Here is a 24,220-nt window from a genome sequence, read left to right as displayed (position 1 = left end):
GCGACCCGGCACGGCGCGACCGGGTGCGGTGCGACCCGGCACGGCGCGACCGGGTGCGGTGCGACCCGGTGCGGTGCGGTCGGCTGCGGTGCGGTCGGTGCCGGGGGGCTTCCATGGCTCGTACGGCACCAGTTCGTCGGCACCGGCCGATCCGGCCGTCTCGTCGGCACTGGGCGTTCCGGCCGACCCGCCTCCTCCGGGCGTCTCCTCGCCGCCTGCCGTCAGGCCCATCTCGTCGTCCCCGGCCGCTTCGGCCGTCTCGTCCGCCACGGGCACCGTCCCCGTCCTCGCTCGGGCGCGGTCGCGCCGCGCCGTTCCGTACCGCTGCCCCTCTACGGTGCTGGTCGCGGGCCCGGGCGCGCGCGGGCGCGGGGCGATCGGGTGACGCCGCGCCGGAGGGGTCGTCCGGACGAGCGGTCCGCCCCGGTGGTTGGCGGCGGCGTCTCGGGGCACCTGTCGGCCATGGAGGACAGCCGGCCCGCCCACGCACCGACCCGAGCCTTCGTCCTGGGCGGCGGGGGCGCTCTGGGCGCCCATGAAGTCGGCATGCTCAAGGCGCTCTTCGCCGCGGGCGTGCACCCGGACCTCGTCGTGGGCACCTCCGTCGGCGCGATCAACGGCGCCGCCGTGGCCGCCGACCCGTCGCGGGCGTCGGTGGCCCGCCTCGCCGACCTGTGGACCGGCCTCGGACGTGCCGGCGTGTTCTCCGGGTCGCTGCTCGGGCGGCTGAGCACCGCCGTGCGCAGCGGCACGCACCTGTACCAGCCCGCCCCGCTGCGCGAGCTGCTCTCCACCCACCTCCCGGTGACCCGCATCGACGCGCTGGCCCTGCCGTTCCAGTGCGTGGCGGCGAACGTCGAACGGGCCGCCGAGCACTGGTTCACCGCCGGGCCGCTGGTGGACGCCGTGCTCGCCTCGTGCGCGGTGCCCGGGCTGCTGCCGCCGATCCGGCTCGACGGCGAGCACTTCGTCGACGGCGGCCTGGTCAACAGCATCCCCGTCGGCCGCGCGGTGGACCTCGGCGCGCGAGAGGTCTACGTCCTCCAGGTCGGCCGCGTGGAACGGCCCCTCACCCCGCCGCGGGCGCCCTGGCAGGTGGCCCTGGTGGCGTTCGAGATCGCCCGCAGACACCGCTTCGCCCGCGACATGGCGGACCTGCCGCCCGGCGTCACGGTCCACGTGCTGCCCTCGGGCTCGGACCCCGAGGACGGCACGTCCGGCCTGCGCCAGCTGCGCCACCGCACCTTCGACCGGACCGCCGAGCGCATCGAGCGGGCCTACGCGGCGTCCTCCCGCTACCTGGAGACCGCCCTCGGCGCACCCGACAGCACGCCATGACCGGCGGTGGTGCGCACCGCGGACGCCTGGCGCGGCTGACCGGCCCCGTGGCCACCGGGCTGCGCCGCACCGCCACCACCGCGCTGCTGCTCGCCCTCGTTCCCGTGACGGCCGTACTGCTCGTCGCCGCGGCCGTGCTGTGCGCGCCGGTCTCGCTCGTCACCCGCGGTCCGTGGCGGCCGGTGCGGATCGCCGCCTTCGCCCTGCTGTACCTCCTGGTCGATCTGGCCGGGCTGGTGGCCGCCGGGGCGCTGTGGGCGCGCCGGCTGCCGGAGCGGCGGGACCGTGCGCGGCGGCACGCGGCGGACGCGTTCGCCCTGCTGGAGCGGCTGCTGCGGCTGCTGCGCGGGGCCGGCGAGTGGATCTTCCGGCTGCGGGTGGAGGTGACGCCCGCGCCGTCGCCCGCCTGCGGGCGTGCGCCGGCGCCCGTTCTGGTCTTCGTACGGCACGCCGGGGTCGGCGACTCCTTCCTGTTGCTCCAGACGCTGCTCGGCCGGGCCGGACTGCGCCCCCACACCGTCCTGAAGCGGACGCTGCGCGCCGATCCCGCTCTCGACGTCCTGGTGGGGCGGGTCCCGCACTGTTTCCTGCCGACCGTCGGCGGCCGGTCCGAGGACGCGATCGGGGACCTGGCGGCCGGACTCGGCCCGGGCGACGCTCTGGTGATCTTCCCGGAGGGCGGCAACTTCACCCCGCGCCGCCGCCGGCGCGCGATCGCCTCGCTGCGCCGCCGGGGGCTGCGGCGCCGGGCGTCCCGCGCGGAACGAATGCGCCATGTCCTGCCGCCGCGGGACGGCGGGGCCCTCGCCGCGATCGCCGCCGCGCCCACGGCCGACGTGATCTTCGTCGCCCACACCGGCCTCGACGTCGTCCATTCGGCGCGCACCGTCTGGAGCGGGCTGCCGCTCCGGGAGGGTGTGCGGGCGCACTGGTGGCGTGTGCCCGCGAGCCGGGTGCCGCAGGGCGAGGACGCCCGCAGCGAGTGGCTGCTCGGCCAGTGGACCCGTCTCGACCGGTGGGTCGCCGACCACGCGAGCCCGGACGCCACGCACGCCTGAGGTCCGGCGACCCACCCGTGAATACCCCCGGGGGTACCGTGTTACGGTGACACACATACCCCCGGGGGTAATTTACGGAAGGGAGCGTCTCCGTGTTCTTCATCGACACCATCGAGCTGACCGGCCTCGGCAACCGCCACTACCTGGCCGGCGGACCGCGTACGGCCGTGGCGGTGGACCCGCCTCGCGACATCGACCAGGTGCTGGCGGCGGCGGCCCGGCGCGGAGTGCGGATCACCCACGTGATGGAGACCCACCTCCACAACGACTACGTCACCGGCGGCCTCGAACTGGCCCGGGTGACGGGCGCCGCCTACCTGGTCCCGGCCGGGGCACACGTGTCGTTCGCGCGGGTGCCGGTCGCCGACGGCGACGCCGTCACTGTCGACAGCGGGCTGGAACTGCGCGCGGTGGCCACTCCGGGTCACACCCCGCACCACCTCTCCTACGTGCTGCGGGAACGGGAGCGGCCGGTGGCCGTGTTCACCGGCGGGGCACTGCTGATCGGCACCGTGGGCCGCCCCGACCTGGTGGAGCCCCGGCTGACCGAGCGGCTGGCCCGCGCCCAGTACGCCTCCGCGCACCGGCTGGCGGCCGAACTGCCGGACGCGACGTCCGTGCTGCCGACGCACGGCTTCGGCAGCTTCTGCTCCTCGGCCGAGACCGAGGGCGACACCACGACGATCGGCAAGGAGAAGGCCACCAACGCGGTGCTCACGCGGGACGTGGACTCCTTCGTCGCCGGACTGCTGGCCGGCCTCGACGACGTCCCCGCCTACTACGCGCACATGGGCCCGGCCAACGCCGCCGGTCCCGCTCCGGTGGACCTGACCCCTCCGGCCGTCGCGGACGCCGGCGAGATCGCCGCCCGCCTCGCGGCCGGTGAATGGGTCGTGGACCTGCGCGGCCGGATCGCGTTCGCCGAGGGCCATGTCGCCGGCTCGTTCAACTTCGAGGCGGACGGCAAGCTCGCCACCTATCTGGCGTGGCTGATCCCGTGGGGCAAGCCGGTGACGCTGCTCGCCGAGTCCCCGGAGCAATTGGCGTCCGCTCAGCGCGAGTTGGTGCGCGTCGGCATCGACCGGCCCGCGGCCGCCGCGACCGGGAAGCCCGAGCGGTGGGTCGCCGAGGGCGCCTCGCTCGCCTCCTTCCCGCGCTCCACGTTCGCGGGTCTGGCCGAGCGGGGCACGGACGGCGTCGTCGTCCTGGACGTGCGCCGCGATTCCGAGCGGGCCGGCGGACACATCGCCGGCTCCGTGCACATCCCGGTCCACGAGGTGCGCCAGCGGCTCGGCGAGGTGCCGGCGGGCACCGTGTGGGTGCACTGCGCCGGCGGGGCGCGGGCCGCCATCGCCGCCTCCCTGCTGGACGCCGCGGGCCGTGACGTGGTCGCCGTCGACGACGGCTTCGACGCCGCCGCCGACGCCGGACTGACCGTCGTCACCGGCTGACCGGCCCGCGCTCCGCGAACTTCACGACGTACCGATGTATCGACGTATCGAGAGGTTGTGTGATGTCCCCCCTCCGTGACGGCGACGACCGCGTCACCGTGGCCGAGCCCCACCGGCACACCCGGGCCGCCGACGCCCCGCACATCCTGCCGGAAGCGACCCTGCCGAACGGGCGCGTCCTGCCGGGTGTGTTCCGGGGCCGGGCCCCGTCCGCGATATGCGACGTCGGCGACCGCGCGCGGCGGACCGCCCGGCCGATGGCCGCGTACGGGAGCGACGGCTCGACTCCATGACCGTTCTGATGTGCGCGCTCGTCGCCGGAGCCGTCGTCGGCCTGGCCCTCGGCGGCCTCGGCGGTGGCGGCAGCGTCCTGGCGGTGCCCGCCTTGATCTACCTGCTCGGATTCACCCCGGCGGCGGCGACCACCGCCAGTCTGATCATCGTCACCCTCACCTCGGTCACCGCGCTCGTGGGGCACACCCGGGACGGCAACGTGGCCTGGCGCACGGGACTGCTGTTCGCCGCGGCGGGCATCGTGCCCGCGGTGCTCGCCGGGGCCGCCTCGAACCACCTGCCCCAGACGGCACTGACCTGTGCGTTCGCCGTCATCGCGGCGCTCGCGGCGCTGCGCATGCTGCGACCCGCACCCACCGGGAACACCGGCACGGTGCACTCGGCCAGGGCCGGGGCCGCCGGTGCGGGGCTCGGCGCGGTGACCGGATTCCTGGGGGTGGGCGGCGGCTTCCTCGCCGTCCCCGCCCTGGTCGGCGTGCTGAACCTGCCCATGCGCCGGGCGGTCGGCACCAGTCTGCTGGTCATCACGGTCAACTCGCTGGCCGCACTCGGCGCCCGGGCCGGCACCGGAACACGGCTGGACTGGGCCGTGGTCGCGCCGTTCACCGCGACGGCGGTCCTGGGCGCCTGGGACGGCAAACGCCTGTCGAAGAAGCTCAAGGGCCCCACGTTGCAGCGCCTCTTCGCCTGCGTCCTGCTCGCCGTCGCCGCCCTCATGCTGATCGACGCCCTCGTCTGACCCCACCGGCCCGCCGCCGGACCGCTGGACGGCCGCACGGCCGCGCATCCCGCGAAAACCCTTCCACCACTCCCACCACCAGAGGATCACCCGCACCATGACCATGCCCACCGCCCTCCACGCCGACCAAGCCCGTGCCCGTCTGCACGAGCTGACCGTCATCGACGTCCGCACTCCCGGCGAGTACGCCGGCGGCCACCTGCCCGGCGCCCTCAACATCCCCCTCGACCGGCTCGGCCGGGCGCTGCCGGACATCCGAGACGCCGCCGAGCGCGGCGAGATCCTCCTCGTGTGCGCCTCCGGCGCCCGCTCCGAGAACGCCTGCCGCACCCTGGCCGAGCACGGCGTCCGGGCCGCCACCCTGGTCGGCGGCACCGGCGCCTGGGCCGCCGGGGGCGGCGACCTCGAACGCCCCGCGGGAAACACCAGGGCGACCTGGGGCATGGAACGCCAGGTCCGGCTGACCGCCGGCTCGGTCGTCCTGCTGGGCCTGGCACTGGGCGAGTTCGCGCACCCCGCCTTCCGGCTGCTGTCCGCGGGCATCGCCGGCGGCCTGGTCTTCTCCGCGGTGACCGACACCTGCGGCATGGCGGCCGTGCTCGGCAAGCTGCCCCACAACCGGCCCCGCGCGGCTGACTTGACGGCCACGCTGGCCCGGCTGCGCGGCAACTGACCGCGTACCGCCCCCCGTCCGCGCCGGCCCGCGTGCGCGCCCGCCCTGCCTGCCTGCCGACGTGCCCGTGTGCCGCCGCCTCACGGCCGGGCGTCGGTGTATCCCCGGTCACGGACGAGGTCGCGGGCCAGGAGGGTGAAGGCGCGGGCGGCGGCGCTCTCGTAACCGCCGCCGCGGCGCAGCAGGGTGACCGTGCGGGCGGGCAGGGCGGGTTCGAGGGGGACGGGGGTGAGCCGGGGGTGGTCGTGGGTGACGGCGTCGGGCAGCACGGTGGCGATCGGGGTGCGCCGGACAATCTCGACGAGCGCCTGGACGGAGTTGGCCTCCACCGCGATGCGCGGCTCCACCCGATGCGCCGCGAAGTGCGCGTCGATATGGCCTCGGGTCGCGAAGTCGCCGCTGAGCAAGGCGAGTTGCAGCTCCGCCAGCTGCCGTACGGGGAGCGGCCGGGGCAGCTCGTCCTCGGCGGCGCGCGCGCCGGTGACCAGGCTCAGGGTCTCCGTGAACAGGGTGGTGGCGTCGACGCCGGGCAGGTGGGCGCCGGCGAAGGCGATGCCCAGGTCGACGTCGTCGGCGAGCAGGGCCGACTCGATGCGGTCCTGGGGCATCTCCGTGACGTTCAGGGTGATGCCCGGGTGCCGGTCGTGCAGTGCGGCGACCAGCGGGCCCACCAGATAGGCGGTGAACGTGGGGGTCACGGCCAGCCGCAAGTGTCCCCGGGTGAGGTCTTGGACGTCCCGTACGGCGCGCTGGGCGGCCGCCAGGTCCCGCAGCGCCCGGCGGGCGTGGTGTGCGTACGTCTCGCCGGCGTCGGTGAGCCGCACCCGGCGGGCGGTGCGGTCGAGCAGTTGCGCCCCCACCGTCCGCTCCAGCTGCCTGACCTGCTGGGAGAGGGTCGGCTGGGAGACGCGCAGCGCCTCGGCGGCGCGGGTGAAGCTGCCGTGCTCGGCGACGGCGAGCAGATAGCGCAGATGACGCAGCTCCGGAGTCATGCGCACCACTATAGGTGTGAGCGATAGGAGTCATGCCCAGAGCGTCTTGGACTCTATAGGCGCAGGTCGTGCAGGGTGGACGTACCGAGCCCGACGGGCCGGGATCCACTGGAAGGGAGTGACCCATGCGCGACCTCGCCGAGGGCGTCAGGAGTTATCAGCGGGACGTCCATCCCGCGAAGGCGGAGCTGTTCGCCCGGCTCGCCGAGCACCACGGGCCGCACACGCTGTTCATCGGCTGCTCCGACGCCCGGGTGGTCCCCGAGCTGATCACGGCGAGCGAGCCGGGCGAGCTGTTCGTCGTGCGCACCGCGGGCAACCTGGTGCCGGCCCACACGTCGGGGCCCGACGCCGTGGCGGCCGGCGTGGAGTACGCGGTCGCCGTACTCGGTGTCTCCGACATCGTGGTGTGCGGGCACTCGGGCTGCGGCGCCATGACGGCGCTGGCCCGGGCGCAGGACCTCAGCGGTGTGCCGGCCGTCGCCGGCTGGCTGCGGCACGCCGACGCCTCCCTGGCCCGTACGGCGGCGTCCGGGGACGTCGCGGCCCTGGTGCGGCAGAACGTGCTCGCCCAGCTCGCCAACCTGGCCACCCATCCCCCGGTCGCCCGCGGCCTGGCCGAGCACACCCTCGCCCTGCACGGATGGGTCTACGACATCGCCACCGGCGGCGTCGAGACCGTCGGCGCCCCGCCCGAGGTCATCTCTTCCGCAGCCGCCTGACCGCCGGGCCGGACCGTCCTCCGAGCCGGATCGACCTCCGGCCTCCCGGCCCGCGCGCCCCACGTCCCGGCGCCTGCCGTCTGGCAGCGCGCCGGGTGCTCCCCCACCCTTGAACCCAGGAAGGAAACACCTCTCATGGTGCACGCACAGTACGACCCCGCCGCCCGGCAGGCCCTCGCCGTGACCGCGGTCGAGGCCAAGATCCGCAAGGATCTCAGCTGGCAGCGGATCGCGGACGCGGCCGGCCTGTCGGTGGCCTTCACCACCGCCGCCGTGCTCGGCCAGCACGCCCTGCCCGAGCCGGCCGCGCGCGCCGTCGGTGAGCTGCTGGAGCTGGACGCCGACGCGGTGACCCTGCTCCAAACGATCCCCACCCGGGGGTCGATCCCCGGCGGCATCCCCACCGACCCGACCATCTACCGCTTCTACGAGATGCTCCAGGTGTACGGCACCACCCTCAAGGCGCTGGTGCACGAGCAGTTCGGTGACGGCATCATCTCCGCGATCAACTTCAAGCTGGACGTGCGGAAGGTCGCCGACCCCGAGGGCGGCGAGCGCGCGGTCATCACCCTGGACGGCAAGTACCTGCCCACCAAGCCCTTCTGACCCGTCTCCGCGTCCCCCCGCCCACCGGCGTGCCGGGGCGGGACGGCGGTCCGCTCCGCCGTCCCGCCCCGGCGCCCGCCCCCTCCACCGAAAGACACGTGTGATGGACTTCGCGCAGCACACCATCGACATCGCCCGCCGCAACGTCGACGAGGGCGGCCGCCCGTTCGCGACCGTCGTCGTCAAGGACGGCGAGATCCTCGCCGAGAGTGCGAACCTGGTGGCGCAGACCGCCGATCCCACCGCCCACGCCGAGATCCTCGCCCTCCGCGCGGCGTGCACCGCGCTCGGCACCGAACACCTCGTCGGCGCCACGATCTACGTCCTGGCCCAGCCCTGCCCGATGTGTCTGGGCGCGCTGTACTACTGCTCGCCGGACGAGGTCGTCTTCCTCACCACCCGCGACGCCTACGCACCGCACTACGTCGACGACCGCAAGTACTTCGAACTCGACACCTTCTACGACGAGTTCGCCAAGGACTGGCGGGAGCGCCGGCTGCCGATGCGCCACGAGCCCCGGGAGGCGGCGGTCGACGTGTACCGGCGCTGGCAGGAGCGCAACGGCGGCGAGCGCCGGGTGGCCGGCGCGCCCACCGCGGGCTGAGCGGGCGGCCATGGGTCCCACCGAACCGACCGCCGCCGACCTGCCCCATCTGGAGCGCGCCGTCGAACTGGCCGCCGCCGCGGCGCGAGCCGGGGACGAGCCGTTCGGCTCGGTCCTGGTCGGCGCCGACGGGCGGGTCCTGGCCGAGGACCGCAACCGGGTGCGCACGCTCGACGACCCGACCCGGCACCCGGAGTTCGAGCTGGTCCGCTGGGCCACAGCCCACCTCACCGCGCGGCAGCGGGCGGCGGCCACCGTCTTCACCTCCGGGGAGCACTGCCCCATGTGCGCGGCCGCGCACGGCTGGGCCGGCCTCGGCCCCGTCGTCTACGCCCACTCGGCCGCCCAGTTGGCCCAGTGGCTGGCCGCACTGGGCGTGCCGCCGCCGGCGGTGCGCTGTCCGCCGGTCCAGGAGCTGGTGCCCGCTCTGGAGGTGCGCGGGCCCGCACCGGCCCTGGCCGGCCGGCTGCGCGAGTTGCACCGCGGCTTCCACACCCGGGCCTGACGCCCCCGGGCGCTCGCGCCGCCGGTCACGGCGGGCGGGTCAGGGCACGGCCGGGCCGGGCACGGCCACCGCCCGCCGGGCCGCCTCCCACACCCGGTTGGCGGCCGGGGCCGCCAACCGGGCGATCAACGCGACCGCCGCTCCGGTGACCAGGTCGGTGACGTAGTGCCACCGCAGGTACAGCGTCGAGGCGGGGATGACGACGAGCAGCGGGGAGGTCAGCCAGAACAGCGTGCGGCAGTCCCGCCAGGCGAAGAGGGACATCAGGACGATGGTCGCGACGTGCAGGCTCGGGAAGGCGTCGACGTGGGTGCTGTGGGCCAGGTAGTAGCCCCTGATGCCGAGGAAGTCGCCCAGCGGGACGGTGAACCGGTCGGCCAGCCCGTACCACGGGCCCACCGCGGGCACCGCGAAGTACCCGACGTAGCCCAGGCACTGGACGATCACCAGCCCCAGCAGCAGATCCGACCACTCGCGGTCGCGCCGCCGCGCGCACAGCAGCCCGCCCAGCGCGAGCAGCGGCACCCACTCGCAGGAGTAGGCGAGGGCCAGCACGGCCGTCGTGACCGGATGGGCGAAGTGGTCGAGGAGCGGCACGGGGTCGCGGTCGGCGAACAGCCACCGGTCCACCGCCGCCAGCGCGTGGTCGCAGTGTCCCGGATGGACCAGGGGCACCGCCCACCGCAGGCTCGGGTAGACGGCCAGGCACGACGTCACCGCGATCAGGTCGCGGACCCGCCGGCACCAGTGCGGTCGCGGGCCGTGCCATCCGGGCAGCCGAACCGCCATGCCCCACCACACGGCCGGGAGCGCCGCGGTCAGGGCGAGCGCGGCGCGGGCGTCCGGGTGCGTCACCGCGGCGGGCCGGCTCACGGCGAGGACGGCCACCAGGACGAGGAAGGGCAGCGCGAGCACTTCCTTGGGGTCCAGCAGGCGGACGGCGAGGCCGATCCCGCTCCGGCTCCGGGCGCCGAGGGACGGGAGCGGGAGCCGGTCGACGGCCTGACGGGGCATGGAGCCGTGCTCCAGAGCCGGTGTCCGCACGCTCGCTCCGTTCTGTGACGCGCCCGCACGGGCGGGGGTGGAAACGGCTCGCGAGGTACGCCTCGCCGCGGACGCGAAGCCTATGTCACCGTGTGTGCCCGGCCGGGTACGGCACGCGGTGCGCGAAGGCCGGGCGTGCGGGCTGGAACGCCGGTCACCGGGTAGCCGTATCCAGGAACGACGACGGTTCGACGGTTCGGCGCGGAGCCGGACCGGTCCGTGAGGGAGGGAGCGTCATGGCCGGAGTGCTGGGACGGATCAAGGAGTTCGCGCGGAGCCCGCAGGGGCGGCGCACCATCGAGCAGGTGCGGCGCGCCGCGAGCGACCCGCGCCGCCGCGCCCAGGCGCAGCGCCTGTTCGCACGGCTGCGCACCCGCCGCTGAGCCCGGCGGCCCCCGCAGGCGGTCCGGGGGCGCTCGCGGACGGTCCGGCGGCGCTCGCGGTGTCCGCGTGTCGTACGGCGCCGCGGGGAAACCCGGCCGGCATGACAGCACATGAGCGGCGGCGGCCTCCCGGCTCCGACCGCCGGGTCGTCGACCGGTTGCTGCCGGTCTGGCTGGCGGAGACGGAGCACCACGATCCGGCCGCCGCCCGGCGGGCGCGCGAGGGCTGGGAGAGCGGTGCGCTCTCCGAGGACGCCGCGCAGGATCTGGCCACGTGGGTGACCGCGCGGATCACCGACACCGCCTTCAACGACGAGGAGGGCCCGTCGGTCGACGGCCCCGCCCGGATCACCCCGGCCGACAAGGAGAGCGTGCACCGGTGGCTCGCGGCCCGGGGCCACCACGTCTGACACCCGCCGTCCGACACCCGCCGGCGGCCGGGCCGGCGGCGGGCCGGCGCCGCTGAGCCGTCAACGGTGGGCGGTCAGCAGCCAGATCACGTCGACGACGGCTATGGCGCCCCAGATCCAGCACAGGACCGGGACGGCGACCGGCGCGCACGCCGTGGCGAGGACGCCCAGACCGATCGTGCCCAGCACCACGCCCGCACCGCGCCCGGCGGCCAGCGCGGTCCGCAGCGGCCCCGGCTCGGTCAGCCGGTCGGCCAGGTACGCGTCGAACGCCTCGGCGACCTGATCGTCGATCACGTCCCGCAGCCGCACATCCATCGAGTCGGTCACGGCCAGCCCCCTCCAGTCCGAGAAACGTCGAAACGGTGGCTCGTACCTGCGGTGTTCCTGCGGTCGGGCACCTTCTCGCCCCAGCCTAGCCGGTTGCAGAAGTCTTCTGCAAAAACTCTCTGCAAAGATTGGGGAGGGTTTCCGCACCAGGGACTAGGGTGAGCGGCATGGCGGAGCGTCCCGAGACACGAGTGCTGACCGGCCCGGACCTCAAGGTTTTCTACAAGGCGCTGTCCAACCCGGTGCGCCGCGACATCCTGAGCTACCTCGGCGAGCACGGCGAGGCCAATTCCACCAGCGTCGCCAAGGCGCTCGGCGAGAGCACCGGCACGACCAGCTACCACCTGCGCAAGCTCGCCGAGCTGAACCTGATCGCCGAGATCGGGGAGCGTTCCAGCGGCCGGGAGCGCTGGTGGCGATCGCTCATGCGGGACATCCACACGCCCCCGGGTCTGGAGATGACGGCCGACGAGCGCGAGGCCGCGGTGAAGATCGGCGCCCTGAAGATGACGCAGGACCTGACCCTGGTGGTCAGGGCCTACTCCGGGCACGACACGTCGGCGGGCTGGAACCGGATCCACCGCTCCGCCGTGTGGATGACGAAGGACCAGGCGGCGGCGTTCGCCGAGGAGTACCAGGCCCTGCTGCGCAGGTACGCCACGGAGCCGGGCGACCGCCCCGACGGCGCGCGCCGCATGGCGGTGCGCCTGGTCGTGCTGCCGGACGAGGAGTGCGGTTTCGCCCTGCCCCAGGAACTGGAGCCCCCGGAACTGGAGCCCCAGGAGCTGGAGGCCGATCCGGAGGACTCCGGTCCGGACGGGTTCCGGCTGCCGTAGCACCGCGCCCGGGTCCGGCGGGCGCTCGCGCGGTCACGCGCCGTTCGTGCGCGCCAGGTGCGGCGACTGGCCGACCGGTTCGGCGGCGCGTGCGGTCTCGTCCTGTACGAGCAGGGAGAGCAGGGAGGCCACCGGGAGACCGGCGTCGGCCGGGTGGCGCAGCACCTTGTCCGGGGCGACGCGGTAGATGTTCGTACGTCCCTCGCGGACGTGGGAGAGGTACCCGTCGCTCTCCAGGTCGGAGATGATCCGCTGGACGGCGCGCTCCGTGAGCCGGCAGTGGGCGGCGATGTCGCGGATCCGGACGTTCGGGTTGTCGGCGATCACGGCCAGTACCCGCGCGTGGTTGGTGAGGAACGTCCAGCCAGTGTGGGATTCGGGGACTCCAACCATGTACGGCATTTTAGGGGAGACCATTGCCGGAAGCCAGATACATGACATACTTTTCGTGTAACGACTGACATGCTCCCGTTCGGGAGCCACGGAAAGAGCCCGAGAGAGTGCCTTGGGATGAGGTCTTGATGCCCGACATGAGCGGTACTGCCGGGAGAAGCGAGCAGGCGCCGGACCAGACCACCGCGAGCGCCGTGGCCGACGGCGGGGTGATCCAGTACGAAGCGTCCGGAGCCTGGGTCGTCATCGCGCACGGCGCCTACGACATGCACTCGATCACGCCGCTGGCCAGCGCGCTGGACATCGCGGCCGGGAAGCACCCGAAGGTGGTGCTGGACACCTCCGGCGTCACCTTCGCGGACTCCACGCTGCTCAATCTGCTGATCCGCACCCATCGCGCGGTCACCCTGCGCGTGGCCGCGCCGGGCCCTCAGCTCCAGCGGCTGCTGGAGATCACCGGAGTCGACACCCTCCTCCAGACCCGGGCCACGGTGGCGGAGGCCGTCGCCTCCTAGAGCGCGCGGATCGCGCACATCGCGCCGCACGCCGTCGGCCGGGCCGTCCGCCGGCGGCGTGCGGGCGCGCCGGGCCGCGGCGGTCAGTCGCCGTTCAGGAGGGAATCGTCCTCGGGGCGGGCGCCGGGCAGGTGGTGGCGCGCGGCGATCAGCGCCGCGTCCACATCGTGCGTACCGGTCGACACGCACAGGGTGTAGGCGACGTCCTCCATCCGCTGCCGCACCCGCGCGCTGTCCGCGTCGGCCGCGTGCAGGGCCGCGAGGGCCTCGTACTGTTCGATGAGATCCCGCAGCACCGCGGGGTGGGCCATCAGCATCGGGAGCACTCCTTCCACGCCGCAGCGCGTCGCCCGGCCGAGCCGTGCGCTCCGTTACCCGATTTTCCGCCCCCCATGCACCGCCCGCCACACGGACCGCCCGCGGCGGCGGCCGGAGCCGTCCGGCCGCCGCCGCGGTGTCGCGTTCCTCCGGTCAGCCGCGCACGATGTTCTGTGCCTGCGGCCCCTTCTGGCCCTGGCCGATCTCGAAGGTCACCTGCTCGCCCTCCGTCAGCTCGCGGTACCCATTGCCCTGAATCTCGGAGTAGTGCGCGAAGACGTCCGGACCCCCACCGTCCTGCGCGATGAAGCCGTACCCCTTCTCGGAGTTGAACCACTTCACGGTGCCGCTTGCCATGCTTCGATCCTTCGTTCATGCCAGGGAACAGCCCTACGACCGGGTCTGCTCCGGCTCCGGCGACAGCGGGAGCCACATCCGTTCTACCCCGGCCCACCCCGCTTATCCGACTGACGACACAGCCCGCGCGAGCCGTACCTCACACCGGCCAGGGCCAGTCGGGTCACTGAGGCCCCCTCAGGGCCTGCGCAGGCGCCATGACGGCGACTCGGGCAGGAGCAGCGCGCCCGCCCGTTTGGCACGACGCTGCACCAGGGCGGTCTCGGTGCGGCCGATGCCCGGCAGGCCGCCCAGCTCGTGGGCGAGGTAGTCGTACAGGGCGCCGGTGCCGGGGCACTGGACCATGGCGAAGACGGACGCGGAGCCGGTGGTCACGGCGGCGAAGGCGACCGGCCGCTGGCGTGCCAGCGCCCCGGTGACCCGGCCCAGCGCGCTCGGCGCCACCTCCAGCCACAGCAGCGCCTCCACCGGGGAGCCGAAGAGGGCGGGGTCCACGTCGACCTCGAAGTGCAGCACTCCGGCGGCCCGGAGCCGGGCGATCCGGCGGCGCACCGTCGAGGCGGACCAGCCGGTGACGGCGGACAACTCCCGCACCTCCGCCCGGCCGTCCCGGGCCAGCTCGCCGACCAGCCGGACATCGCCCTCGCTCCACTCGAACGCCCCGACCCCGTCCGTGCGGTCGGCCCCGCCGCCACCGCCACCACCCTCGGCCGCTTCTGCCCCGTCTACCCCGTCAACCCCGTCCGCCCCGTCGGCCTCGCCGTCCGCCGCCGCCGCCCACGAGCGCAGCCGTGCCTGTTCGGTGGCGTCCAGGGCGCTGGTGCGGCCCGCCCAGCCGCCGACCCCGGCGACCGGCCGCAGCACACAACTCGCCGCCAGGTCCCGTACGCCGGGAGTCCGGGCGAGGTGGTCGAAGAGGAGGCGTCCGCCGTCCGCGCCCACGGCCGGGGTGCGGACCATGCACACCAGGCGGCCGCCGCCGGCCAGCGGCGCGAGCCACGAGGTGTCGTCCCGCTGGGCGAGCGCCGCGGTCAGCGCGTCCACCGCGTCGGTTGCGCACTCGACGCGCACGAACCAGTCGAGCATGCCGACGCGCGCACTGTCCACGAGCCCCACGACCCGGACGACCAGGGCCGAACGCAGCCGGTGGTAGCGGCGCGCCACGGTGCGCTCGGGCACCCCGAGCACCGCGGCGATCCTGCTGAACGGCGCGCGTCCGTCGATCTGCAGCGCGTGCACCAGGCGGCGGTCCAGCGTGTCGAGCGTGACGGATCGCGTCACTTCACTCCCCCGGATGGCGGATCGCGTCGGTTCCGGCGACTGTACAACGTCCGGCGGCGACCCCGGCGGCACGCTGTTCCCGACCGCTCGAAGCCTTCACCTCAGTACCGCGAGGAGCATCATGCTGACCGTCCTGCCCATCAGATACGTCGCCGACGTGGCGGCCTCCCGGCGCTTCTACGCCGGTCTCGGACTCGGTGTCCGGCAGGAGCCGGGCGAGGCCGTCTGGGTCCGGCTGACCGCCGCGGCGGGAGCCGTCGGCATCCACGACGCGGCGGTGTCCAAGGGCCGCCCGCCCGGCACCACCGAACTCGGCTTCGCCACCGAGGAGTCGCTGGAGGAGGTGGCGCTGCGGCTGGAACGCGACGGTTACGCCTACGAGTTGTGCGACGAGGACTTCGGCCGCAGCATCCGGGTCACCGACCCGGACGGGATCGTCGTGCAGATCCAGCAGATCGACCCGGCGACCGTCCGCAGGTCGGCCGCCGCGGTGACCGGCCGGCTCGGCTGAGACGGGGAGACCTCGAGTGGAACCGCTGATCACCCTGGTCGCCGTGACCGGTCTGCTGCTGCTCGCCGGGGTGTTCGGCGCGGCCCGCGTCGGCCGCCCGGTCGTCGCGCTGCGCGGCGGCCTGGCGGCCATGTTCCTCCTCACCGGCGGGGCGCACTTCGTCGGGATGCGCGCGGAGATCGTCGCCATGGTGCCGCCGGGCCTGCCTTTCCCGGGGCTGCTGGTCACCTTGAGCGGCCTCGCCGAAATCGTCTGCGCGGCGGCGCTGTTGGACGCGAGGACGGCGCGCGCGGCCGCCGCCGTGCTCGGCGTCCTGCTGCTGGTCATGTTCCCGGCCAATGTGCACGCGGCCCGCGGCGACGTCCCCTGGTGGGACCGGCTGGGGCCACGTACGGCGATGCAGGCGGTGTTCCTGGCGGCCACCGTCACCGTGTTCCTGCGCCACCGCACGGCGCCGGCGACGGAGCGGACGGGGCGTTGTCACCGCCGCTCCCTAGGGTGAGCGCATGAAGTCGATCACCCGGGCAGCCGATGCGCTGCCGACCGTGGAAGAGTCCTGGGCGCGCGTCGACGCCTGGCTGGCCGAGCACGCGCCGCTGAGCCGGGCACGGCTGCGGCCGCCCGCCGCCCCCGACGAGATAGCGGCCGCCGAGCGGCGGCTCGGAGTGAGGTTCCCGCCCGACCTCGTCGCCTCGCTCCGCTGCCACGACGGCGTCGAACTGGACGCGGGCGCACCCGTGTTCGTGCTCAACGGCCCGTTCGCCGGGGTCGAGGACATCGTGCACAACGCCCTGTTCCTGCGGTCCGTCGGCGAGGACGTCGCGAACGAGTACGGGAACGGCGACGGCGACGAGGACGAGCTGGACGCGTACTGGCGTGACGAGTGGCTGCTGATCACCCATGGCGTCGCCTGGGACGTCCAGGACGGTTTGTTCCTCACCTGCCGCGCGGGCGACGACTACGGGCGCGTGGGCCACTACTTCAACGAGGACGCCCCGTCGTTCACCGGCTGGACCTCGCTGGCCGCGGTGCTCTCGGCCTTCGCCGACGCCCTGGAACGGCGGCTGCCCGTCGACGGCAGGGTTCCGCTGGCCGCCGACGGAGCGCTGGTCTGGGAGGAGGCCACACCCGCCGTGAAGGCACGGCCCACCTCGCTGCTGGAGCTCGCCGCGCGCACGCCCGAGCCGGGGCCGGAACCCGCGCGCGGACGACCGGAGCCGCCGGTGAGCGGAGGGTACGTCACGATCGTCGTGCCGTCCCCGGCGCCCGAACTCCGCCAGCCGGACCTGGTCTTCGCCGAGGGCGTCGGCGCGGAGGAACTCCTGCTGCGCGCGGGCGTGGTGCGACGCGAGACCGTCCGTGAGCGCACTCACGCCGAGGCCGGGCGGTCGGCGGCGGGCCTCTGGGCGGCCGCCCGGCCCCTGGTGCGCGCGGGCCGCCGCGGAGCCTGGGGTTTCCTGACGCAGAGCGCCGGGGCCGAGCAGCTGACCCGCCCCGAGGTGCTGCGCAGGCTGGCCCGGGACACCCGGGTGGTGGCCCTGACCAAGCACGGCCCGGAGGTGCGGGTCACCGTGTACGACCACGGCCGTCCCCTTGCCGGGGGCGCCCAGGACCGGCTGGTGTCGTCCCCGCGGGAGGACTACGCGCGCCTCCCCGACGGCACGAAGGCGCAGTCACTCGGCGTCGATCCCTGGCCGGGGTCGAGCGCCGCGTACACGGACCTGCTCGCCGAGCTGCTCAGCGCTCTCGGCGTCGACTTCGACCTCGATCGGGCGCTCGACGAGCCGCTGCTCAGCGGGCTCGTCCTGCCGGTCCTGGCGGACATGCCGGAGTGGTCGTGCCGTCCCTCCCCGGAGGTGCGCCAATTCGATCTGGGCGCGCTGGTCGAGCGCACCCCGGAGCCCGAGCTGCGTACCGCGATGGCCGCGCAGTTGCGCAGACTCGCCGCGGAGACGGGGCTCGACGCCTTTCCCGAGGTCACCCGGACGCTGGCGGACATCGACCGGGGCGAGAGTCCGGAGCTGGTCGAGGACCAGCCCCTGGATCTGCGGATGCGCAGTCTGGCGGCCGAGGCCGCGGCGGCCCGGCCCGCGCTGGAACCGTCCTGGCGGCGGGGCCGTGACACGCCCGAACTCCCCGTCACCCGGGAGGACTTCCATGCCTGGCAGCTGCGCTCCGACGCGGCGGACGCGCTGCGCCGGTTCCTCCTGCTGCCCGTGCCGATCGCCGCGGCGACCATCCTGCACCGCAGGCTCAGCGACGACTGGCGCAGCGAGCTGGCCCAGGACCTGAGGCCACGGCGACCGGCACCGGAGCACTGACCGTCCCGGACCGGCTCAGCCGGGTGCCGCACGGCGCCGCACGGTGCGGCTCGGCGCGGCGCGGGTCCACGCGGAGCGCGCCCACGCGGGGCGCGTTCACGCGGGGCAGGTCCCCGCTCCGCGCGGCGGGGCGCCCGGCGTCCGTCCGGCGCGTCGTCTCCTCACGCGGCCCCGTCGAGCAACCTGCACGGCAGCGCCCGCTCCCCGGCCCCGTGGTCCGCCTCGGCGTGCACCCGGTACAGGCGGGCCGCCGGGTTCCGGGTGACCGCTTCGTGGAGGCGGCCGTCACAGAAGAGGGCTCCCACCCCGTCCTCGACGGCCCATCCGGCGGCCAGCATGCCGGTGGCCACGGCGTCCTGGTAGGAGGCACGGCGCCCCGGTTCGCTGTCGTAGTGCGGACACACCGAACCCGGCAGGAGGCCCAGCCCGTCCCGCAGGTAGGTCAGCGGGCCGAACGAGTCCGTGTGCGAGCCCTCCATCCAGCAGTTGGCGCCGGCGCTGATCCCGCTCAGCAGCGTCCCGCGGTCGTAGGCCTCGCGCAGCAGCCGGTCGACCCCGTGCACACGCCAGACGGCCAGCATGTTCGCCGTGTTGCCGCCACCCACGTACACGACGTCCTGGCCGAGCAGCCGCGCCCGGAGGTCCGCGTCGCTCGACTCCCGCCGGAACAGCGACAGTACGGACGGCTCGCAGTCGCGTGCGGTGAACGCGCTCAGGAACTGGTCGATGTAGTCGGAGGCGTCGCCGCTCGCGGTGGGGAGGAAGCACACCTTGGGGTGTGGGCTTCTCGCGTGTCCCAGCAGCCAGTCGTCCAGCAGGCCGTCGTCGTCCGTCGAGAAGCCTCCTCCGAGGAGTGCCACTCGGCGAGCTGGGGCGACCACCACGGCGGTTCCTCCTGACGGGACGGGCTGCGGAAACCGGATGGGGCGCACCCTGCCGTGCCGTACGGTCGCTTGGCAAGCGGGCCTGTCGGGGCCGTGCCGGACGCGGGGCCGTGCCGGACGCCGAACCGGTCGTCCGCCCGAGTCGCGGGTTCTCCTCACGGAGGAGGCGCGGGCGGCCGAGCGCGTAGGCCACCTGGCGCACGGCGGCGGCGTGCATCACCGGTCCACGGGGCGGGCCGTGCTTCCCTCGTGCCAGGAGGCATATGACATGGCTGACGCGCGACCGCAGGAACTCTCCCTTTGCCCTGCCGTTACCCTGCCGGGGGCGTACCGGTGCCGGGAGGAGCGGGCCGATGAGCGGTGACGAGAAGAGCGTCGCCTGTACGTTCGACTACAGCGAGGCGCTGGAGTTCGACCCTGCGCTCGCCCACCTCATGGGCCGCAGCGGTCCCACCCGGATCCGGCTCCCCTACGGGGACGCCGACGCGTGGCTGGTCACCGGTTTCGACGCCGTCAAACAGGTGACCACCGACCACCGGCTGAGCCGGGCCGGCATCATCGGCCGCGACTATCCGCGGATGACGCCCGAGCCCATCGTCTCCACCGAGTCGATCAACGTGATGGACCCGCCGCACAGCACTCGTGTCCGCCGCCTCGCCGCCCAGGCGTTCACGCAGAGCCGGGTCGACGGCATGCGGCACCGGATCGTCCGGCTCGCCGGCCAGCTGCTGGACGGGATGGAGAAGGAGGGGCCGCCCGCGGACCTGGTGCGGCATCTGTCCGACCCGCTTCCCCAGCACACCATCCTGGACCTCCTCGGCGTCGAACGGAGCCAGTGGCCCCGCATCCAGGAGTCCGTCCATCAGATGCTCGCCGTCGGCGCGGACAACAAGCAGGCCGCGGCCGCCTCCAAGGCCGATCTGCGGGACTACTTCGCCGGGCTGGTCGAGCAGCGCCGGCACACCCCCGGCACGGACCTCATCAGCGCGATGGCCGCGGCGCGCGAGGGCGAGGAGCACCTCGACGACCGGGAACTGGCGGTCATGGCGCTGATGCTGGCGCTCAGCGGCCAGGACACCGCCACCTGCCAGATCAGCGACATCACCTATCTGCTGCTGACCCGGCCCGAGTTGACGGAGCGGCTCCGGCGCCACCCGGAGTCCCTGCCCGGCGTCCTGCACGAGTTGCTGCGCCACATCCCCTTCCGCAAGGGCATCGGCATCCCCCGGGTGGCGCTGGAGGACGTGGAACTGGACGGGGCGCTGATCCGCGAGGGCGACTTCGTGCACGTGTCCTATCTGACGGCCAACCGCGACCCGGAGCACTATCCGGACCCGCACGCCATCGACCTCGACCGCCCGAACGGGCCGCACATGACGTTCGGTTGGGGAGGTCACCGATGCATCGCGGTGCCGCTGGCCATGGCGGAGCTCGAGGTGGCCGTCGGCCGGCTCCTGGAGCGGTTCCCCGGGCTGCGGCTCGCGGTGCCGCCCGAGGAGGTGCGCTGGGACACCGCGACGATCAGACGCTTCCCGCTGGAACTCCCGGTGAGCTGGTAGGAGTCGCGGAGGCGGCGGGAGTCGCTGAGTCGGCGGGAGTCGCGCCCCGCGCGGACGAGCGCGCGGGGCGGTGCGGGCCGGGCCGCCCGGACCCCTTCAGCGGTGTCGGCGGTTTCAGCGGTGCGGGCGCGGGTCCGGCTCCAGTCCGTGGAGGAAGTCGGTGACGATCCGGGTGTACTCCTCGGGACGGTCGAGGTTGGGGAAGTGCGCGGCGTCGTCGATCACGGCCGTACGGCCGTGCGGTACCGCGTGGGCGACGGAGTCGGCCACGGCCCGCAGTTCGGGCGCGTCCTGCGCGCCGTTGAGGGCCAGTACCGGCACGGTGATCCGGTCGACGCGGGCGCCGAGGTCCTCGGTCGGCACGTGGTGGTCGGGTTCGCCGGGCAGGTGCTTGGCGATGGTGCGTCCGCGCATCTCCCTGAGGCGGGCGTAGACCTCGGGCCGGACGGCCTCGCGGGGACGCTCGGGGCCGTGCGCCCAGGCGTCGCTCGCGTCGTGCCACGCCTCGATGTCGCCAGTGAGCAGGGCCTCGAACTGCACGCTGTGGGCCTGTTTCGACCAGGGCTCGGTGAGCTCGGCCTCGGCCGCGCCGCCGCCGGAGACGACCAGGGCCCGGACCAGCTCGGGGTGTTCCACCGCGGTCGCCACGGCGATCGTCGCGCCCATGGAGACGCCCACGAGGGCGGCGGAGCCGGCCTCCAGGTGGCGCAGCAGCGCGGCGAGGTCGTCGGCCTGGCGGAACGGGCGGCCGGCGTTGGCGGACCAGCCGTGACCGCGGGCGTCGGGGGCGATGACGCGGAACTCCTCGGCGAGGGCCGGGATCTGCTCGTCCCACATCGTGTGGTCGACGAAACCGGCGTGCAGCAGGACGACGGGCAGGCCGGCGCCGCCGGTGTCGCGGTAGGCGAGCGCGCCGTCGGAGGACGCGAAGAAGCGGAGGTCGGAAGCTGTACTCATGACAACCAGGTTGTCATGAGTGGCAGGGTGGTGACAACCCGGTTGTCATCTATCATCGGCGGGTGAGCGAACATCGGTGTGTGCGTGACGAGGAAGGCCCACTGTCCCCCGCCGAGGCGGGGCCGCGGCTGATGGAGGTCTTCGCCCTGGTGGGGCCGCTCTACCGGCGGGTACAGCGGCAGATCGAACGGGACGCCCCGCGGCAGGGCCTGTCGGTGGGGGTGCGCGCGGTGCTGGACCTGCTGCGCGAGCACGGGCCGATGACGGTTCCGCAGATGGGCCGGGCGCAGTCGATCAGCCGCCAGTTCGTCCAGCGGATGGTCAACGACGCCGCGGCGGACGGCCTGGTGGAGGCCGTGCCGAACCCGGCGCACGCGCGGTCCTCGCTGATCCGGCTGACCGACGCCGGCCACGCCGCGATCCGGGCCGTCGTCGCCCGGGAGCACGCGCTGCTGAGCAGGGCCGCGGCCGACCTCACCGCATCGGACGTGGACACCTGTGTGCGGGTGCTCGGCCGGATGCTCGCCCTCTTCGAGGACGTCGACGTGGACGGCCGGCTGCCGACGTGACCCCTCGTCGGCCACCGCCGCTTCGGACGCGGCGTACGGGGCTACGCCGCAGGGCAGTTGACGCCCGACGCCTTGTCCCCAGGGCGCCCGGGACGGTGCCCGGAGCCGGTGTGTAATCGGCGGGGACAGGGGAAGGCGCAAGGACGTTGTGCAAGGTCTGCCCGAGGGCCGCGCCCTCCGTGGGCCCCGGTCGAGGGCGACCGGAGACCGCAGAACCGACCTGAACCGCCTTATGACCGAAGGGGGTTGAACCTTGCTTGGCAGCGGCTTAAGAGTGCTGATCGTGGGGGACTGCGAGGGCCTCGCGGAGATGATCAGAGACCTCAGGCGACACGGTTACGAAGCCGAGTCGGTGACGACGGGCGCCGACGCCATGGCGTTCTACCGAGAACACGACGTGGTGCTGATCGACCTCGATCTGGAGGACTACGACGGCCTGACCCTGTGCCGGCAGATCCGCGGCGCCAGTGACATCCCGTTGATCGGCTTCGCCCGCTCCGCCGCGCTCGAACGCGTCCTCGCCCTGGAGGCGGGCTGCGACGACTGCGTGGTGAAGCCCTACTACAGCCGTGAACTCGTCGCGCGGCTCGGCGCGTTGCTGCGGCGCGTGCGCGTCCTGTCCCCGCCGGCGCTCACCGCCGGCAAGTTGCAGATCCACCCCTCGCTGCGTCAGGTGCGGATCGAGAACCGCCTGGTGGAGATCACCCGCAAGGAGTTCGAGCTGCTGCACCTGCTCGCCACCGAGCCCGACAAGCTGTTCTCGCGGGCCGAACTGCTCCAGCGGGTCTGGGACTACGACGACGTCAACGCCGAAGTCACCTCGCTCGCCAGCCGCACCATCGACACGCACGTCAGCAGCCTGCGCAAGAAGCTCGGCTCGCCGGACTGGATCATCACCGTCCGCGGCGTCGGCTTCCGGTTCAACGAGGCGGCGGACCGGGAGGATGGGTCCTGCCCGCAGGAGGAACTGACCCGTGCGAACGGCACCTCGGGGGAAGCCGCGCCCTGGCTGTCCTCACGCCGGCTCTTCCGTGAGGTGAACTCGGCGCCGCGGTGAGCCGCCGCCCGGTGGACGAAAGGACAACCGTGCCGGAGCCAACACAGCACGACGTCAGGGAAACCTTCGACAGCGGCCTCCCGCCGCAGCACGGCGTCTCCTCCGTCATCGTGGTCGGCGCCGGACTGGCCGGCCTGGCCACGGCCCACGAGCTGACGAAGCAGGGCGTCCCGGTCACCGTCCTCGAAGCCGGCGACCGCCCGGGAGGACGGACCCGGACCCTGCGCGAACCGTTCGCCGACGGCCTCTACGCGGAGGCCGGCGCCATGACAGTGACCGAGCATTGCCACTACACCATGCGCTACCTGCGCGAGACGGGCGTCGGGACCGAACCGAGCGACCTGGTGGACACGGACTTCGGCTACCACCGCGGCGGTGTCCGCATACCGCCCGACAAGCTCGGCGAACACGCCGGCCTGCTGGGCCTGCACCCCGATGAACACGGCCTCACCGTCGGCGACCTGATCACCAGATACGTGTCGGACTTCAACGACGCACTCGGCCCGGAGACGGCGCGGCCGGACTGGACGCCGAGCCCGCGGCTGCTGGAACTCGACCGGCTCTCCGTACGCCGGGTGCTGGAGGATCGCGGCGCCTCCGCCGCCGCGATCGACCTGATGGAACCGCTCTTCCTGGAGATGCGCGGCGGCGAGCTGGAATCCGCCTCGGCGATGGCGTGGGCGCGCTACGAGTCGGGCCCGCGGTCCTTCTCCACGGCCGACGCCCGCTGGTACAAGATCTCGGGCGGTACGGACATGCTCGCCCGGGCCCTGGCCGACGGGCTCCGGGAGCGGATCCTGTACCGCAGTCCGGTCGTCCGCATCGCCCAGGACGACTGGGCGGCCGAGGTGACCTTCCTCGACCACGGCAGGCTCCGCACGCTGCGGGCGGACCGTGCCGTCATCACCGCGCCGTTCGGCAGCCTGCGCCGCGTCAACCTGTCGACGGCCCGGCTGTCGGCGGCGAAGCACACGGCCATCCGCAGGCTGCGCTACGCCTCGACGGTCCGTGTCTTCCTCCAGATGCGGCGGCGGTTCTGGCCGGAGAAACGTTTGATGCTGTCCACGGACACGGCGATCCGCACGGTGCGCGACGCCACCCCGCGGCAGCCCGGGCCGCGCGCGATCGTCGAGTGCTGGTTCTCCGGCTGGCGGGCGCAGGCGACCGCGGCCATGAGCCCCGAGGAACGTGTCGCCCACACCCTGGAGGACCTGGAGCCGATCCTGCCCGGAGCGCGCGAGCACTTCGAGCTGGGCGCCTCGGTGGCGTGGGACAACGAGCCGTACGCCGCGGGCGCGTACATCCTCCCGGAGACCGGCCACAGCGAGCTGATGGCGGGCATCCGGGCGGTGGAGGGACGTCTCCACTTCGCGGGCGAGCACACCGCGTTCGAACCCAACGGCGGTTCGATGAACTACGCGCTGGAGTCGGCGGTGCGGGTACTGATGGAAATGGCGTCGATGGCGTCGACGGTGCCGGTGTGACCTCTCCGGCGGCGGGCCGGACACGGCGG

Annotated in this window: 30 protein-coding genes and 1 pseudogene; 21 read left to right on the top strand and 10 right to left on the bottom strand. The window is 73.9% G+C overall.

The window, feature by feature from the left end:
* Positions 1–270, bottom strand: a pseudogene (locus ABEB07_RS08790) (hypothetical protein); the annotation flags it as partial.
* Between the two features lie 192 nt (positions 271–462).
* Here ABEB07_RS08790 and ABEB07_RS08785 point away from each other — a divergent pair.
* The 6 genes from ABEB07_RS08785 to ABEB07_RS08760 all read left to right on the top strand — a co-directional run bounded on the left by ABEB07_RS08785 (position 463) and on the right by ABEB07_RS08760 (position 5,553).
* Positions 463–1,338 (top strand): patatin-like phospholipase family protein, encoded by an 876-nt coding sequence (locus tag ABEB07_RS08785; protein ID WP_176146968.1) that lies wholly within the window; start codon positions 463–465, stop codon positions 1,336–1,338.
* A complete protein-coding gene (locus ABEB07_RS08780) occupies positions 1,335–2,396 on the top strand; it encodes a lysophospholipid acyltransferase family protein (RefSeq protein WP_345667735.1) in 1,062 nt (353 codons plus the stop codon). The genes ABEB07_RS08785 and ABEB07_RS08780 overlap by 4 nt, the downstream gene beginning before the upstream one ends.
* Before the next feature lie 92 nt (positions 2,397–2,488).
* Positions 2,489–3,847, top strand: a complete 1,359-nt coding sequence (locus ABEB07_RS08775) for an MBL fold metallo-hydrolase (protein WP_345667734.1) — start codon at positions 2,489–2,491, stop codon at positions 3,845–3,847.
* A gap of 62 nt (positions 3,848–3,909) precedes the next feature.
* Entirely contained in the window at positions 3,910–4,140 is a 231-nt protein-coding gene (locus ABEB07_RS08770; protein WP_345667733.1) for a hypothetical protein, read from the top strand.
* On the top strand, positions 4,137–4,880 hold the full coding sequence (locus tag ABEB07_RS08765) for a sulfite exporter TauE/SafE family protein (protein ID WP_345667732.1): 744 nt from the start codon (positions 4,137–4,139) through the stop codon (positions 4,878–4,880). Before ABEB07_RS08770 ends, ABEB07_RS08765 begins: the two co-directional genes overlap by 4 nt.
* Positions 4,881–4,977: 97 nt before the next feature.
* Positions 4,978–5,553 (top strand): rhodanese-like domain-containing protein, encoded by a 576-nt coding sequence (locus ABEB07_RS08760; protein ID WP_345667731.1) that lies wholly within the window; start codon positions 4,978–4,980, stop codon positions 5,551–5,553.
* 80 nt (positions 5,554–5,633) lie between these two features.
* Here the strand turns inward: ABEB07_RS08760 and cynR are convergent, their stop codons facing one another.
* The gene (cynR, locus tag ABEB07_RS08755; protein ID WP_345667730.1) at positions 5,634–6,545 is read right to left on the bottom strand and encodes a transcriptional regulator CynR; all 912 of its coding nucleotides are present in this window, start codon (positions 6,543–6,545) and stop codon (positions 5,634–5,636) included.
* A 125-nt stretch (positions 6,546–6,670) separates the two neighbouring features.
* On the opposite strand from cynR, the gene ABEB07_RS08750 reads away from it, so the two are divergent.
* The 4 genes from ABEB07_RS08750 to ABEB07_RS08735 all read left to right on the top strand — a co-directional run bounded on the left by ABEB07_RS08750 (position 6,671) and on the right by ABEB07_RS08735 (position 8,982).
* The gene (locus tag ABEB07_RS08750; RefSeq protein ID WP_345667729.1) at positions 6,671–7,267 is read left to right on the top strand and encodes a carbonic anhydrase; all 597 of its coding nucleotides are present in this window, start codon (positions 6,671–6,673) and stop codon (positions 7,265–7,267) included.
* 135 nt (positions 7,268–7,402) lie between these two features.
* Positions 7,403–7,873 (top strand): cyanase, encoded by a 471-nt coding sequence (gene cynS, locus ABEB07_RS08745; RefSeq protein WP_164589643.1) that lies wholly within the window; start codon positions 7,403–7,405, stop codon positions 7,871–7,873.
* Between the two features lie 103 nt (positions 7,874–7,976).
* Positions 7,977–8,477, top strand: a complete 501-nt coding sequence (locus tag ABEB07_RS08740) for a nucleoside deaminase (RefSeq protein ID WP_164589644.1) — start codon at positions 7,977–7,979, stop codon at positions 8,475–8,477.
* 10 nt (positions 8,478–8,487) lie between these two features.
* Complete coding sequence (locus ABEB07_RS08735; RefSeq protein ID WP_345667727.1) at positions 8,488–8,982, top strand: nucleoside deaminase; 495 nt, start codon at positions 8,488–8,490, stop codon at positions 8,980–8,982.
* 39 nt (positions 8,983–9,021) lie between these two features.
* Here ABEB07_RS08735 and ABEB07_RS08730 read toward each other — a convergent pair whose 3' ends face one another.
* A complete protein-coding gene (locus ABEB07_RS08730) occupies positions 9,022–10,026 on the bottom strand; it encodes a phosphatase PAP2 family protein (RefSeq protein WP_345667726.1) in 1,005 nt (334 codons plus the stop codon).
* A gap of 236 nt (positions 10,027–10,262) precedes the next feature.
* Here ABEB07_RS08730 and ABEB07_RS08725 point away from each other — a divergent pair, with 236 nt between their 5' ends.
* Both ABEB07_RS08725 and ABEB07_RS08720 read left to right on the top strand, forming a co-directional pair.
* Complete coding sequence (locus ABEB07_RS08725; RefSeq protein ID WP_345667725.1) at positions 10,263–10,409, top strand: hypothetical protein; 147 nt, start codon at positions 10,263–10,265, stop codon at positions 10,407–10,409.
* Between the two features lie 101 nt (positions 10,410–10,510).
* Complete coding sequence (locus ABEB07_RS08720; protein ID WP_176146979.1) at positions 10,511–10,819, top strand: hypothetical protein; 309 nt, start codon at positions 10,511–10,513, stop codon at positions 10,817–10,819.
* 60 nt (positions 10,820–10,879) lie between these two features.
* On the opposite strand, the gene ABEB07_RS08715 is transcribed toward ABEB07_RS08720, so the two are convergent.
* Positions 10,880–11,149, bottom strand: a complete 270-nt coding sequence (locus tag ABEB07_RS08715; protein WP_176146980.1) for a hypothetical protein — start codon at positions 11,147–11,149, stop codon at positions 10,880–10,882.
* A gap of 167 nt (positions 11,150–11,316) precedes the next feature.
* Between ABEB07_RS08715 and ABEB07_RS08710 the strand changes: the two genes are divergently transcribed.
* Positions 11,317–11,985, top strand: coding sequence for an ArsR/SmtB family transcription factor (locus tag ABEB07_RS08710; protein ID WP_164582901.1), 669 nt, complete (start codon positions 11,317–11,319; stop codon positions 11,983–11,985).
* 33 nt (positions 11,986–12,018) lie between these two features.
* Here ABEB07_RS08710 and ABEB07_RS08705 read toward each other — a convergent pair whose 3' ends face one another.
* Positions 12,019–12,378 (bottom strand): helix-turn-helix transcriptional regulator, encoded by a 360-nt coding sequence (locus ABEB07_RS08705; protein WP_164582899.1) that lies wholly within the window; start codon positions 12,376–12,378, stop codon positions 12,019–12,021.
* A 137-nt stretch (positions 12,379–12,515) separates the two neighbouring features.
* Between ABEB07_RS08705 and ABEB07_RS08700 the strand changes: the two genes are divergently transcribed.
* Positions 12,516–12,893 carry an STAS domain-containing protein gene (locus ABEB07_RS08700; protein ID WP_176146982.1) on the top strand — a complete coding sequence of 126 codons (378 nt, stop codon included), beginning with the start codon at positions 12,516–12,518 and terminating at the stop codon, positions 12,891–12,893.
* An 83-nt stretch (positions 12,894–12,976) separates the two neighbouring features.
* Here the strand turns inward: ABEB07_RS08700 and ABEB07_RS08695 are convergent, their stop codons facing one another.
* From ABEB07_RS08695 to ABEB07_RS08685, 3 genes are all read right to left on the bottom strand, one after another.
* Positions 12,977–13,210, bottom strand: a complete 234-nt coding sequence (locus ABEB07_RS08695; protein WP_164582895.1) for a DUF5133 domain-containing protein — start codon at positions 13,208–13,210, stop codon at positions 12,977–12,979.
* A 154-nt stretch (positions 13,211–13,364) separates the two neighbouring features.
* Entirely contained in the window at positions 13,365–13,568 is a 204-nt protein-coding gene (locus tag ABEB07_RS08690) for a cold-shock protein (RefSeq protein ID WP_164582893.1), read from the bottom strand.
* Between the two features lie 177 nt (positions 13,569–13,745).
* Positions 13,746–14,849 carry an Lrp/AsnC family transcriptional regulator gene (locus ABEB07_RS08685; protein ID WP_345667723.1) on the bottom strand — a complete coding sequence of 368 codons (1,104 nt, stop codon included), beginning with the start codon at positions 14,847–14,849 and terminating at the stop codon, positions 13,746–13,748.
* Between the two features lie 121 nt (positions 14,850–14,970).
* On the opposite strand from ABEB07_RS08685, the gene ABEB07_RS08680 reads away from it, so the two are divergent.
* Genes ABEB07_RS08680 through ABEB07_RS08670 form a run of 3 tightly spaced genes read left to right on the top strand, consistent with a single transcriptional unit; the run spans position 14,971 to position 17,681 of the window.
* A complete protein-coding gene (locus ABEB07_RS08680; RefSeq protein WP_176146984.1) occupies positions 14,971–15,360 on the top strand; it encodes a VOC family protein in 390 nt (129 codons plus the stop codon).
* A gap of 16 nt (positions 15,361–15,376) precedes the next feature.
* Positions 15,377–15,862, top strand: a complete 486-nt coding sequence (locus tag ABEB07_RS08675) for a DoxX family protein (RefSeq protein WP_345667722.1) — start codon at positions 15,377–15,379, stop codon at positions 15,860–15,862.
* A gap of 4 nt (positions 15,863–15,866) precedes the next feature.
* On the top strand, positions 15,867–17,681 hold the full coding sequence (locus ABEB07_RS08670; protein ID WP_345667721.1) for an SMI1/KNR4 family protein: 1,815 nt from the start codon (positions 15,867–15,869) through the stop codon (positions 17,679–17,681).
* A 161-nt stretch (positions 17,682–17,842) separates the two neighbouring features.
* Here ABEB07_RS08670 and ABEB07_RS08665 read toward each other — a convergent pair whose 3' ends face one another.
* Positions 17,843–18,562: a Type 1 glutamine amidotransferase-like domain-containing protein gene (locus ABEB07_RS08665; RefSeq protein WP_345667720.1), complete on the bottom strand. Its 720-nt coding sequence runs from the start codon at positions 18,560–18,562 to the stop codon at positions 17,843–17,845.
* Positions 18,563–18,918: 356 nt separating this feature from the next.
* Here ABEB07_RS08665 and ABEB07_RS08660 point away from each other — a divergent pair, with 356 nt between their 5' ends.
* The gene (locus ABEB07_RS08660; protein ID WP_345667719.1) at positions 18,919–20,124 is read left to right on the top strand and encodes a cytochrome P450; all 1,206 of its coding nucleotides are present in this window, start codon (positions 18,919–18,921) and stop codon (positions 20,122–20,124) included.
* A 114-nt stretch (positions 20,125–20,238) separates the two neighbouring features.
* On the opposite strand, the gene ABEB07_RS08655 is transcribed toward ABEB07_RS08660, so the two are convergent.
* The gene (locus tag ABEB07_RS08655; protein WP_345667717.1) at positions 20,239–21,081 is read right to left on the bottom strand and encodes an alpha/beta fold hydrolase; all 843 of its coding nucleotides are present in this window, start codon (positions 21,079–21,081) and stop codon (positions 20,239–20,241) included.
* A gap of 131 nt (positions 21,082–21,212) precedes the next feature.
* Between ABEB07_RS08655 and ABEB07_RS08650 the strand changes: the two genes are divergently transcribed.
* The 3 genes from ABEB07_RS08650 (at position 21,213) to ABEB07_RS08640 (ending at position 24,191) form a co-directional block, all read left to right on the top strand.
* Positions 21,213–21,650 carry a MarR family winged helix-turn-helix transcriptional regulator gene (locus ABEB07_RS08650; protein ID WP_345667739.1) on the top strand — a complete coding sequence of 146 codons (438 nt, stop codon included), beginning with the start codon at positions 21,213–21,215 and terminating at the stop codon, positions 21,648–21,650.
* A gap of 283 nt (positions 21,651–21,933) precedes the next feature.
* Positions 21,934–22,707 (top strand): response regulator transcription factor, encoded by a 774-nt coding sequence (locus ABEB07_RS08645; RefSeq protein ID WP_164582881.1) that lies wholly within the window; start codon positions 21,934–21,936, stop codon positions 22,705–22,707.
* Between the two features lie 29 nt (positions 22,708–22,736).
* Entirely contained in the window at positions 22,737–24,191 is a 1,455-nt protein-coding gene (locus ABEB07_RS08640) for a flavin monoamine oxidase family protein (RefSeq protein WP_345667716.1), read from the top strand.
* The last annotated feature ends 29 nt before the right edge of the window (positions 24,192–24,220 follow it).

The organism is Streptomyces similanensis (assembly GCF_039543625.1).
GTDB classification, from domain to species: domain Bacteria; phylum Actinomycetota; class Actinomycetes; order Streptomycetales; family Streptomycetaceae; genus Streptomyces; species Streptomyces similanensis.
The sequence above is the reverse complement of the archived record's forward strand: the minus strand, read 5'-3'. Positions and strand labels throughout refer to the sequence as shown.